A 12,464-nucleotide genomic window follows, 5' to 3' on the forward strand; every position below is an offset into this window, starting at 1 on the left:
CTATAAAAGGTGATGCATTTTAAATGCGTTGCATCACCTTTTTCTGTCATTTTCATATGCAATTAGAGCATTGGTTTGTTTGATAAGGTACTCATTAAGCTTACTTGGCGATAAAGCACTGATAAGCTTACCCCAGCTATCTTGCTGTATTCTATTGTTCTTAGGACAGCTACCATGATGGATTGTTTCTAACACTATGTCACCCAGCTCTTTACTATAATGGGACGGCTCCCAAAACCAATCAACAGCATGCGCCATCTTGTTTGTTTTGCCGATGGGCTGTATTGAATATATGCCTATATCACTAAAATCCCAAAGATCGACTTTCTCTATTTTAGCCAGTGCAGCTAAACGCTTCTTCCATTTGTTGAAGGCTTGCCACATACCGGCTTTTTTCATCAAACTAAGATATTGAACGTGGTATGGATTAATAAAAAAGACAGTTCTTATATCTTGGTTTTTGTTGTGTTTAATTAGCGACGATATCAATTTGTATGACACGTCAGAAATATCTTCAGCACGCTCGGTTCGTTTAATTAGGTTTCTGAAACTTTGGTCTATTGCTATGGTTTTTTGAGTTAATATCGCTTGGTGACCTTCATCCGCAATTAATTGACGATACAATAGGCTTGCATTGTGAAAACCGTTTATGGCTATGGAGGATGTGTCCTCTTGCCCTTGACGGATAACTGTCTGCACACTTGCCAAAAATGTGTCGAAGGATATGGCAGATTCTAGAAAGTCTGCCATATACTCAGTTGAAAAATCAGGGGAGGTTGTTATAGCGCTATCGCTGTATCTTTTTTCTATGTCTTGAAAAATGTATTTAGCATTACTTGATGTGTCTAGATGAACAAAGTCTGTGTAATCCAGGGCCATTAAAACGTAACGTACATTTTTATTTTTGTAGGCATTTTGTAATGCTATGATCTGGCTAGAGAGCGTTGCCCCACTGAAGGCTGAATTGAAAACGGGTTTTTTGCTATTAGGCCAGCATATATTTTCTGGCGACAAGCCCATTTCAGGTCTGGAATTTCCAATAATAACAGTGTGAGGTTTTCGGCGTAAAACATTGTACTTTTTTGAGCGTGCTGCTGCGTTAATAGCTTCAGGTCTATAGGCATTAATGCCTTTGATAAGTGGCGTGTCGAATAAACGATGAGGGTCAATTATAATATTGAAACCGCTGGTTAAAACTACCAAAGCAATTGTGATGCTCAGCATTTTTTTGATATAGTTGGTGAAATTAATCATAAATTCAAAACTGAAAATAGAGGAATTCGGAAGCACTGTTAAGGTTTAAAATTGCTACGGCAAAAGCAATTCCTATCGATAATGCCCATATGGTATTTGGTTTCCAACGCATTGTAGTAAAGTATTCTTTGGTGCCAGGCTTTTTTCCATCCAACGAGGTAATTATATTCGCAAACGCATCACTATACTTCGCCATTAGTTGAACTGTATTAGATGCGAAAAATGCTATGATCGCTAATATTATGATCCACATCCACATATAGAGAAAGTTTGAACCGCCGCCTAAATATATGTCGACGTTAAACACTTCCTGAAATGCGGGTATAAGATATGCTAAGTTTCTAGCTAATGCCTGTGGAATGGCTAATCCATTGTTGCCAGTCATGCCTTCGATAACAGTTATAGCTGTTTCAAAGGTTTCAGCCCTGAAAAATACCCAACCTAATACAACTGCAATAAAAGTAAGAGCCCAAGATAGAAAATTTCCGATAAATTGAGGCGTTAATTTTACAATTGCTGTATAGCTTACAGCCCATCGCCAGCAATGGTTTATCATTAAATATGTGCCGTGTAACGCCCCCCAAAATACGAAAGTCCACGCAGCTCCGTGCCAAAGGCCACCTAATACCATGGTTGCGAATAGATTTATGTATCTTCGGTGTTGACCTGATCGGTTGCCGCCTAGTGGAATGTAAACATAATCTCGTAGGAATGAGGACAATGTAATATGCCACCGCCGCCAAAAGTCGACTATTGATCTTGCCTTGTACGGAGAATAGAAATTAACAGGTAATTGGATACCAAATAATAAAGCGATACCTATGGCCATATCCGAATACCCTGAAAAGTCGAAGTAAAGCTGAAAAGTGTAGGACAAGGCTCCGCCCCATGCAGCTAGAAAATCCAGAGATACGCCATTTGCAGCGTTGGAGAAGGCAGTGTTTGCATAAATTGCAATTCCATCTGCCAAAACGACCTTTTTAAACAACCCAATCGCAAAAACTGAGCTTCCCATTGCAAAATTGGCAGTATTAACTTTGGCGAAAGACTGCTTGAGAAACTGGGGCATAACTTGCTTGTGATGGACTATTGGTCCGGCAATTAATTGGGGGAAAAAAGCTACAAACAATGTATATTCGATAATGCTATAACCCGGCGTTTTTCCCTTATAAACATCGACCAGATAAGCTATTTGTTGAAATGTGAAGAATGAAATCGCCAAAGGTAATATTATTGGTGTTACTGATGCTTCGCCGCCAAAAACGAACGACGCATTTTCAATGAAGAAGTTAGCGTATTTAAAATAACCCAATAGGGACAGATTGAATATTATCCCTGTTGTTAGGAATGTTTTTTTTCGCGGCCCGTGCTCACCCATTAAAGTGCCAATACCGTAGTTAGCCAAGATTGAAGCTATCAGTAGGGCCACATAAATGGCGTTCCACCATGCATAAAAAAATAGCGAAGCCGTAACAAGGCTAGCTAACGCGATTCTTCCACTAAATTTTTGACCTATGTAAAAGAAAATAAGAAGAGTGGTTGGTAAGAAGAAGAAAATGAACTCATAAGAATTGAATAGCATATGATATTTTATTTCCCCGCCGCAATACCGAGTGCTGACTTGGCAATGTGAATAAGTGTACTCTAGGACGTCATGATCATAAGCTAGTCCAGCGAGATATTGCCGTCCAGCGTTAATGTTCCGACTTAAATTGGGTCGAATATGCTTTATGAACAATACGGGCAGGCAATAAAAAGGGACCGTTAGGTCCCTTTTTATTTATATGACTATCAATTCAAATCGTCATCTTCAAGCGAGTCGAAGAAGTCTTCTTCTTCTTGGTTCGCGGGAGGGTTGCCATCATGAATCTCAAAACGGCGGTTTTGAAGATAAAGCGATCTGAAAACCACATAAGGGTCATCTTCTGCATATAAGCCGTCTAATGCCTCGTGTACACGGACACGTGCATCAAGAACATCAACGCCAGTGCGAATGTAGTTCAGCGTGGTTTCGTTTTCCTGACCCAGCGTATAAGTAACGGGATCAAGAAAGAAGCTGGCACCAAGGCCTGCAAAATCCCGACCATTGGATGGCCCTAAAAATGGTACAACCCAGTAAGCACCATCACCGATACCCCAAACAGCTAGTGTCTGCCCTAAGTCTTCGGAATGATAAGGAATGCCAATGCCGTCAGACGCTTTGAAAAGCCCAGCCAGTCCTACGGTTGTATTCATAACAAACCGTGTCAAGGTTGTTGCGGCGCGCTTGAATTTAAATTGCAAAATATCATTCACAAAAACCCAGGGCTCACGCAAGTTGCGCATGGCGTTACTCACACCGTCTTGCGCCGGCTTGGGAAGGACCGCTTTATAACCTGACGAGATGGGGCGTAAAATTGCCCGATCAAAAGATTGGTTGAAAGCAAATATCTTGCGGTTCATTTCCTCGTAAGGGTCATTAACGCTTGTATCCAGATTGTTTTCAGCACTCTGGTGATTGGTGGCGCAAGCTGTGATCAAGAATAAGAGAGGCACAAGTGCGCTGAATTTCGTAATGGAATAAAGTTTCATACATATCTCTGTTATTAAAGCGCGCGTATGTTGGCCATATACGAACGGTGTTATGCCCTGCGTGTATCAAGAAACTTCGCATAACAATAGAGGGCATTGGTTCACAATTTACTGAAACATAGTTCAAATCAATAACGAGTCACTCTTAAAATGATCTTTACTTATATAAAGATTTCTTTATATAGTTGAGAGATAGCGATAGAGGACACCATGGAATCACTCTTAACATCATTACGAGCCGCAGGTGAAACAACCCGACTGCGCATCATTGCCTTGCTTTCTAAAGGGGAGTTGACAGTAGGGGAATTGGTTCAAATATTGAACCAAAGTCAGCCACGTGTGTCGCGCCACTTAAAACTTATGTGCGATTCTGGCCTTTTAGACCGTTTTCAGGAAGGCACGCAGGTGTTTTACCGTTTAGCGCCAACAGGTGTTGGCGGGGCGTTGAATGCTGCTGTTGTCCCATTGATTGACAGTGAAGACAGTGATCTGTTGCAAGATTTTTTTGCACTTGATGCTATTCGTGTAGAGCGCAGTGCGCGTGCACAAGATTATTTTCGGGCGAATGCAGCGGACTGGGACAAGATTAGGTCTCTTTATGTTGCTGAAGAACAAGTTGAATCAGCGTTATTAGATTTACTGGGCAACAGGCGCATCAAGGCAATGATTGATGTTGGTACTGGTACAGGGCGCATGCTTGAGTTGTTTGCACCGCTTGCGGATCAAGCATTAGGTATTGATGTGTCCCGCGAAATGCTTGCAATTGCTAGATCGCAACTGGCTGCACAAAATCTCAGTCATTGTCAGGTTCGCCTCGGTGATATGTACGACATGGGTGTTCCTGCTGGCACTCAGGATTTAATAGTTTTTCATCAGGTACTGCATTTTGCAGATAAACCATCAGCCGCTATCGCAGAAGCGGCACACGCATTGGCGGTTGATGGTGTGTTGTTGGTTGCTGATTTCGCCCCTCATGCGCAAGAGTTTTTGCGTGATGAACACGCACACCGCAGGCTTGGTTTTGCTGATAATGAAGTAAATGCGTGGGGCGATGCTGCAGGCCTTGCAGCGGTATCTGTGACACATCTTGACGGTGGTGATTTGCGCGTTTCGATCTGGAAGTTTGTTAAGAGTAAGGTATAGAGTTATGTCTCCATTTAATGATACGACAGCGAGGTCAGGATCGCTTTTTGCGTCCCCGATTGCTGACGCCAATATCTCGTTTGAGTTTTTCCCACCTAAAACGCCGAAAATGGAAGACACTCTATGGACATCAATAAAAAAGCTTGAGAGCCTCAATCCGTCTTTTGTATCGGTAACATACGGGGCAGGTGGCTCAACGCGTGAACGCACGCACAACACAGTTAAAAGGCTGATCGATGAGACAAGCCTGTCGCCTGCAGCGCACCTTACATGTGTTGGAGCAACACGTGATGAGGTCGACGATGTGATCAGAGACTACAAAGCAGCGGGTGTGCGCAGTATTGTTGCTCTGCGTGGTGATGCGCCGGACGGTGCCGACACTTACACACCGTACCCAGGCGGGTATGAAAATGCTGCTGAGTTGGTGGCTGGTATAAGGCGGATCGGCGATTTTGATATTTCAATCGCTGCATATCCAGAAATTCATCCTGACAGCCCGAATTTGGCGGCAGACCTTGATAATCTGAAGCGTAAAATTGATGCCGGTGCTAATCGGGCTATCACACAGTTTTTCTTTGAAACTGACAAGTACTTCCGCTTCCTTGATCACTGCCAATCATACGGCATTGATGTGCCAATTGTGCCAGGTATTTTGCCTGTTTCTAACTTTAAAACCCTTAAAGCCTTTGCCGCTTCTACAGGTGCCAGTGTACCTGATTGGCTTGGGCATCTGTTTGAAGGTCTTGATGATCGCCCTGAAACGCGCAGCCTTGTAGCAGCAACGATTGCTGGTGAGATGTGTCGTAAGCTCTATGCGGGCGGTGTTAAAGACTTCCATTTCTACACATTAAACCGTGCTGATCTTACTTTTGCTGTATGTCACATGCTGGGGCATCGCCCTGAGCGAGCTCAAAGTGGGGAGCAAGGTTGATGACGTCTGTCACCGAGCAATTATCCGAGCTAGCTAAAAAGCGCATCCTTATAATGGACGGTGCTATGGGCACTATGATTCAACGCGAAGGGCTTGCTGAAGCCGATTATCGTGGCGCGCGGTTTGTGGATTGGCCGTCCGATGTTAAAGGTAACAATGACCTTTTGGTGTTAACAAAGCCGGACATCATCACGAAAATCCATAACGATTTTCTTGAAGCAGGGGCAGACATCATTGAAACGGACACGTTTAACGCAACGCGAATTTCGATGGCTGATTACGGCATGCAGGAACTGGCACGTGAAATTAACGTTGAAGGTGCGAAAATTGCGCGTCGAATAGCAGACGAATGGACTGCGAAAACACCTGAAAAACCACGTTTTGTTGCTGGAGCAATCGGCCCCATGAATCAATCACTTTCAGTTTCGCCGGATGTGGATAATCCTGGTTTTCGGTCTGTCAGTTTTGATCAGGTCTCTGCTGCTTACAAAGAGCAAATCGAAGGGCTGATAGAAGGCGGCGTTGATATCATTCTTATCGAAACAGTGTTTGATACCTTAAATGCAAAAGCGGCTATTTTTGCTGCTCAGGATGTATTTGAAGAACAGGAAATTACCTTACCGGTTATTATGTCCTGCACCATTACCGATATGTCAGGGCGCAATCTTTCTGGCCAAACCATTGAAGCGTTTTGGCATAGTGTGCGGCATGTAAAACCGTTTGCTGTCGGCCTAAATTGTGCATTTGGCGCTGAACTTCTGCGCCCTCATGCGGTAACAATTGCAGGTATTGCTGATACGCGGATTTGTGTCTATCCAAATGCAGGATTGCCGAATGAGATGGGTGAATACGATGAAACTCCCGAAGTAACATCTGGCCTGTTAAAAGAATGGGCAGAGGAAAGCCTGCTGAATATTGTGGGTGGTTGTTGTGGCACAACACCTGATCATATAGCTGCGATTGCGGGCGCTGTCTCGAACATGCCGCCACGGTTAGTGCCTACATCGGAATCCATCATGCGACTATCTGGTATTGACCCTGTGCAAATCGCCGCTATTGAGCCAATTGAGCAAACATTATGAGCAAGCCAATCGCGCAGTTTATTAACGTTGGTGAACGCACCAATGTTGCAGGATCAGCCAGATTCAAAAAGCTAATCTTTGAAGATGACTATGAAGAAGCAGTATCGGTTGCTCGTCACCAGGTGGAAGGCGGCGCGCAGATCATCGACATCAATATGGACGATGCGATGCTGGATGCAGAAGATGCGATGGTTAAATATTTGAACCGTATCGCGGCAGAGCCAGATATCGCACGTGTGCCGGTGATGGTTGACAGTTCTAAATGGTCAGTTATTGAAGCTGGCTTGAAGTGTGTGCAAGGTAAAGCGATCGTAAACTCGATCAGTTTGAAAGAGGGGCGCGAGCCCTTTGTGCAACAGGCCAAACGGGTCATGAGATACGGCGCTGCTGTTGTGGTTATGGCGTTTGACGAAGATGGTCAGGCCGACACTGTCGAGCGCAAGTTTGAGATTTGTAAGCGCTCATATAACATCCTCGTAAATGAAATTGGTTTTCCAGCCGAAGATATTATCTTTGATCCGAATATTTTTGCTGTCGCAACTGGTATCGAAGAACATAACAACTACGGCGTGGATTTCATTGAAGCGACGCGCTTGATTAAAACGCATTTACCTTATGCAAAGGTATCTGGCGGTGTATCAAACGTTTCTTTCTCATTTCGCGGCAATAACCCAGTACGCGAAGCCATGCATAGTGTATTTTTGTATCATGCCGTCCGTGCGGGTATGGACATGGGTATTGTCAATGCTGGGCAGCTCACGGTTTATTCTGATATCCCTCCCAACCTGAAGGAAGCCGTTGAAGATGTAATTCTTAATCGTCGCCCTGACGCAACCGAGCGTTTGCTTGATGTTGCTGAAGAATTTAAAGGGCAAGGCGGTGCAAAGCGCGTCGAAGATCTATCGTGGCGCGAAGGATCAATCGAGAAACGCCTTGAACATGCGCTGGTTAAAGGCATTTCAGATTTTGTTGAAGAAGACGCTGAAGAGGCCCGGCAACAGTTTGATCGTCCTATTCAAGTGATCGAAGGGCCATTGATGGACGGCATGAATGTCGTTGGTGATTTGTTCGGCGCTGGTGAAATGTTCCTGCCGCAAGTGGTGAAATCTGCCCGTGTGATGAAGCAGGCTGTTAACTATCTGCAGCCATTTATCGAAGACGAAAAAGAAGAAGGCGCCAAAGCCAAGGGCAAGATTGTTATGGCGACCGTGAAAGGTGATGTTCATGATATCGGCAAGAACATTGTTGGTGTTGTGCTGCAATGCAATAACTTTGAAGTAATTGATCTGGGCGTGATGGTGCCTTGGCAAGACATTCTCAAGGCTGCCAAAGAACATGATGCCGATATGATTGGATTGTCCGGACTTATTACACCTTCACTTGATGAAATGGTAACGGTTGCCGCTGAAATGGAACGGTCTGGTTTTACCATGCCGCTTTTGATCGGTGGCGCGACAACAAGTCGTGTTCATACCGCCGTTAAGATTGCACCGCAGTATTCTGGACCTGTTGTTCACGTGCTGGACGCATCGCGCGCAGTTGGCGTGGCCAGTAAGCTGATTTCGGATGATCAAAAGGCCGCTTATGTTGATGAAGTGCGCGCAGATTATGATGATATACGTGAAAAAAGACTGGCGAAGCCCAAAGTAGACAGACTGGTAAGCCTTGAGGTTGCTCGCGCAAATGCGGCGCCTGTTTCCTTTGCTGATTATACACCGACCGAGCCAAGTTTTATCGGCACCAAGGTGTTTGATGATTACCCGCTTGATGATCTTGTGGACTGCATTGATTGGACACCGTTTTTCCGTACGTGGGAGCTGGCTGGTAACTATCCGGCAATCCTTAACGATGCAGTAGTTGGGGAAAGTGCTCGTGATTTGTTTGCGGATGCACAGGCCATGCTAAGACGCATCGTTGATGAAAAATGGCTAACCGCTAAAGGTGTAGTTGGGTTCTGGAGAGCGGAACGGTGCGGTGATAATGTTCTATTGTTTGATCAGGATGGTAAAACGCCTTTATCGAAGGTTCATTTTCTTCGTCAACAAGTGACGAAACGGGCTGGGCGTGCCAATGATTGCCTCGCTGACCTTATAGCTGAAGCCCATGGCCCGGATGACTGGATGGGTGGTTTTATCGTAACTGCCGGACACGGTATTGATCAGCATGTGCAGCGCTACAAAGCTGCACACGATGATTACAATGAGATATTGCTGAAGGCGTTGGCAGACCGACTAGCAGAAGCCTTTGCTGAGCGTATGCATGAACGCGTACGTAAAGAGTTGTGGGGTTATGCACCAAATGAAGCATTGTCTAGCGAAGATATTATTAAGGAACGGTATCAGGGCATTCGTCCGGCCCCTGGTTATCCGGCATGTCCCGATCATTCGGAGAAGACAGAGCTGTTTCGTATCCTGAATGGAGCCGAAGCGGTGGGGGTCACACTTACCAATAGTTACGCCATGCTGCCAACGGCGGCAGTTTCTGGATATTATTTTGCGCATCCAGACTCTCACTATTTTGGCGTTGGTAAAATCAATCAGGATCAACTTGAAGATTATGCCGAAAGGCGAGGTGTACCGATTGAAACGGCTGAACGCTGGCTAAGGCCTAATCTTGGGTTTTAATAGTTGTCCCTGATTTTTGGTTTGTTACATGTCTTTCAATATATTGAAGGCAAGATGTGCGATGTTTTCGGCTTTCATTAAAAACAAACCTGAAACATTCGAAAGGATAACAACGCCTGTTTTGTGCTCTATATCTGTGACCATGATAGAGTAGTATCCTCCCGTGCCGCCGTTGTGCCAATGTAATGATCTGTTTTCAGTTATTTTGTGTTTACGGATAACCCAGCCCAACCCCATTTGTTCAAAGTCATTCAACTTAACGGTGGGGCGGTGTTGCAGAGCGTGTGCCTTGTTATTTTTGTTAAAGCCGGCTTGTACAAATTTTGCCAGGTCTGACACAGACGATAGAATGGCGCCGGCCCCTTCCAGTGAGGCTAAATCCCAGTGGCTTGTCTCTAATCCTTTTTTGTTGCGGCCCTTAACGATTTGCCCCTGAAGCGTATCTCTTTGAGTACTGCTTTGGTGCATATTCAAGGGTAAGAATATACGGTTTTTCAACATGGTTTCATAATTAGTGTTGGTTATTTTGCTGAGTGTAAAACCAAGCAAGCCGGCACCAAGGTTTGAATAACGGCTTTTGCCTCGCTTTTTTTGCTTTAATGCGTGCTTTAGATAGTGTTCCAGCCGTTCTGTACTGAAATCTTTATAAGGGTTGTGTCTGTTTTTAAACAAGGCTTCCCAGAACATGCCTAGTGGCAAACGGGGCAATCCGGCAGTATGGTTTGAAAGCTCTCTCAGCGTGATGACAGCATTCTTGTTCAGTGAATACCCAAGGTATTTATCAATAGGATCATCAAGGTTTACTTTATCTTCTGTTACCAACTGTGCCAACAGGTGTGATGTGAAAACCTTTGTGATTGAGCCTATTTCAAACAGGCACTGCGCGTTATCTGTTGGTTCTGTCGTTTTGCTACCGGTGACACATGTGCCGTAGAAATGCACGCTTTGCTCACATATCTTAGCGACAGATAATTGCGTATGAGTTGGAAATTTAAGGGCTGTTTCCTGGATGTTATTTTTATCGTCTTCTGTAAAATCTTCCACTTTATGCCCCGTGCATTCCATTATTACCCTTATCTTAGATAATAATGGCGACGTGTTTTAAAAGGTTCATGTATCTAGATAGTTTTTAAAGCCTAAATTATAGCTTTAAGAAAAAAGGCCTATGCCGCCTGTTACGGAAATTACCCCAAATAAAATCCATTGTGGCATCCCGGTAAAGCTTTGCCCTTTCCAGATAATTAAACCGATATTCCAAACCAGAAAGATGATAGCGAGTATTTCGGCTATTATCGCTGCTTCAAATGCCGACGGATTAACAGCAGCCCAGAGAAAAGCAGCGCTCATCATTGCGAGTGTCGCTGAGACTAGATGCCAACAGTAATAATTTGTGTATTTAGCGACATCGTTAATATCATTGGCTCGAAGCAAAGGCGCTGCAATGGTTTTACCCCCTAAATAACAATGAATGAAAGTTGTTGCTGTACATATGGCGGCTGCCGACATCAGAAATATATTCATGATTATGGTGTCCTTACTTTGCTATCTGAAGAGTTGTAAGGCGAATCCAGAACAATCATATATGAGGGCAAATGTCGCAGATGGTTGGGGGAATGTTAATTTCTTTAGGTTTCTATATTGTACCTATCTTTACGGCTCGTGGTGTGTTGGCAAGTTACAATACGAGAGGCAGGCACATATCGTGCAGGCTTTCAGGGTAGGTAGATAAAACAGGCAAGCCAGCAAACATCACTTTGGCTGACTACAATATTTTAATGTACTGCGGGTTAGCGGCCTGGTTGTGAAATAACGACACTTTGGCCAGGGTTAAGCCGTTCTGCACCGCGTATGACAATGCGGTCCCCCGCTGAAACGCCGGATGTTACTGGCACCCAAAGACCAATAGCGTTCCGTAAATCGGTGTTAACACGCTCTGCGGTCATGTTATCGGTCACTTTGTATACATACATGGCACCGCTTTTAAGCACCACAGCGTCACGAGGTACAGCAATGCTTGTATGTGCCTCACCGCGCGGTAAGCTTACTTTAACGGGCATGCCTGTGACCCATCCTGAGCTTGCCGCAGACAGGCGTACTTCAACCATGCGCGAAACATTGTCGCCGACTGGTACAACGGTTCTGATTGGTAAAGATGTAATTTGTTCACCAGTGCTTACATCAACACTGTTACCAACCATGAGGTAAGGCATGATGCTGATAGGGGCAGGCATCGCAACTTCGATGTTTTTTGTGTCAACCAATCGCACAACATTTGCACCGATACGCACATATTCGCCTTTATTGGCGATGCGTGCAGCAATAGTGCCTGAAAATGGTGCGCGAATTTGAGCACGGTTTTTGTCGCCTTGTGTTTGTTCAACACGAGCGCGAGCATCAGCGATATCTTGTTCTATCATATCCCGCTGTGCAATTACTTCCTGCAGGCGTGACCGTGATGCATTATCGCGGGCAGCAAGGTCCTGAAACCGTTCTACGTCTTGTCGGCGAAAAACCATGTCTGCTTCAAGTCTGGCCAGTGCAGCAGTTGCGCGGCGTAGTGCAATATCCAGCAAGCGACTGTCGATGGTAGCGATAATATCGCCTTGTTCTACTTGAGCGCCAACATTTGCAATGCTGGTTAATACGCCTTCAACCTCAGCAGCTATCTGGCTATCATTCAAGCTGACAACTGTGCCCGTGACATCCATCAATGGTGCCATGATCCGTTCTTCCGCTAAAGCAACCTCCACTTGCGCGGGTGGCATTTCCGGTGGCTGCGCATTTGCGCCGTTAAGTGACACAAGAATTGCAGCTGCCAAAACAGCAGAATTAAGAAGAAATGGTGAACGGTTTCGCATA

8 protein-coding genes and 1 pseudogene are annotated in these 12,464 nt (G+C 44.9%); 3 read left to right on the top strand and 6 right to left on the bottom strand.

Features of this window, described 5'->3' with window-relative positions:
* Positions 1-33 precede the first annotated feature (33 nt).
* The 3 genes from OEU88_RS14500 to OEU88_RS14510 all read right to left on the bottom strand — a co-directional run bounded on the left by OEU88_RS14500 (position 34) and on the right by OEU88_RS14510 (position 3,825).
* On the bottom strand, positions 34-1,254 hold the full coding sequence (locus OEU88_RS14500; RefSeq protein ID WP_262695927.1) for a hypothetical protein: 1,221 nt from the start codon (positions 1,252-1,254) through the stop codon (positions 34-36).
* A 4-nt stretch (positions 1,255-1,258) separates the two neighbouring features.
* The gene (locus tag OEU88_RS14505; RefSeq protein ID WP_262695928.1) at positions 1,259-2,836 is read right to left on the bottom strand and encodes an MBOAT family O-acyltransferase; all 1,578 of its coding nucleotides are present in this window, start codon (positions 2,834-2,836) and stop codon (positions 1,259-1,261) included.
* A gap of 209 nt (positions 2,837-3,045) precedes the next feature.
* Complete coding sequence (locus tag OEU88_RS14510) at positions 3,046-3,825, bottom strand: MlaA family lipoprotein (RefSeq protein WP_262695929.1); 780 nt, start codon at positions 3,823-3,825, stop codon at positions 3,046-3,048.
* 210 nt (positions 3,826-4,035) lie between these two features.
* Between OEU88_RS14510 and OEU88_RS14515 the strand changes: the two genes are divergently transcribed.
* From OEU88_RS14515 to metH, 3 genes and pseudogenes are all read left to right on the top strand, one after another.
* Positions 4,036-4,968 carry an ArsR/SmtB family transcription factor gene (locus OEU88_RS14515; RefSeq protein WP_262695930.1) on the top strand — a complete coding sequence of 311 codons (933 nt, stop codon included), beginning with the start codon at positions 4,036-4,038 and terminating at the stop codon, positions 4,966-4,968.
* A 4-nt stretch (positions 4,969-4,972) separates the two neighbouring features.
* On the top strand, positions 4,973-5,899 hold the full coding sequence (metF, locus tag OEU88_RS14520; RefSeq protein ID WP_262695931.1) for a methylenetetrahydrofolate reductase: 927 nt from the start codon (positions 4,973-4,975) through the stop codon (positions 5,897-5,899).
* Positions 5,899-9,605, top strand: a pseudogene (gene metH, locus OEU88_RS14530) (methionine synthase). The gene metF and the pseudogene metH overlap by 1 nt, the downstream one beginning before the upstream one ends.
* 24 nt (positions 9,606-9,629) lie before the next feature.
* Here metH and OEU88_RS14535 read toward each other — a convergent pair.
* From OEU88_RS14535 to OEU88_RS14545, 3 genes are all read right to left on the bottom strand, one after another.
* Entirely contained in the window at positions 9,630-10,649 is a 1,020-nt protein-coding gene (locus OEU88_RS14535; protein ID WP_262695934.1) for a serine hydrolase domain-containing protein, read from the bottom strand.
* Between the two features lie 105 nt (positions 10,650-10,754).
* Complete coding sequence (locus OEU88_RS14540) at positions 10,755-11,126, bottom strand: hypothetical protein (RefSeq protein WP_262695935.1); 372 nt, start codon at positions 11,124-11,126, stop codon at positions 10,755-10,757.
* Positions 11,127-11,392: 266 nt separating this feature from the next.
* Positions 11,393-12,463 carry an efflux RND transporter periplasmic adaptor subunit gene (locus OEU88_RS14545; protein WP_262695936.1) on the bottom strand — a complete coding sequence of 357 codons (1,071 nt, stop codon included), beginning with the start codon at positions 12,461-12,463 and terminating at the stop codon, positions 11,393-11,395.
* Position 12,464: the final 1 nt, after the last annotated feature.

This window comes from Kordiimonas aquimaris, assembly GCF_025574485.1.
GTDB lineage: Bacteria > Pseudomonadota > Alphaproteobacteria > Sphingomonadales > Kordiimonadaceae > Kordiimonas > Kordiimonas aquimaris.

Bases quoted from the DNA above. Each gene is read 5' to 3' on its own strand.
- OEU88_RS14500 (WP_262695927.1), bottom strand. From the start codon at position 1,254: ATGATTAATTTCACCAACTATATCAAAAAAATGCTGAGCATCACAATT.
- OEU88_RS14505 (WP_262695928.1), bottom strand. From the start codon at position 2,836: ATGCTATTCAATTCTTATGAGTTCATTTTCTTCTTCTTACCAACCACT.
- OEU88_RS14510 (WP_262695929.1), bottom strand. From the start codon at position 3,825: ATGAAACTTTATTCCATTACGAAATTCAGCGCACTTGTGCCTCTCTTA.
- OEU88_RS14515 (WP_262695930.1), top strand. From the start codon at position 4,036: ATGGAATCACTCTTAACATCATTACGAGCCGCAGGTGAAACAACCCGA.
- metF (WP_262695931.1), top strand. From the start codon at position 4,973: ATGTCTCCATTTAATGATACGACAGCGAGGTCAGGATCGCTTTTTGCG.
- OEU88_RS14540 (WP_262695935.1), bottom strand. From the start codon at position 11,126: ATGAATATATTTCTGATGTCGGCAGCCGCCATATGTACAGCAACAACT.
- OEU88_RS14545 (WP_262695936.1), bottom strand. From the start codon at position 12,463: ATGCGAAACCGTTCACCATTTCTTCTTAATTCTGCTGTTTTGGCAGCT.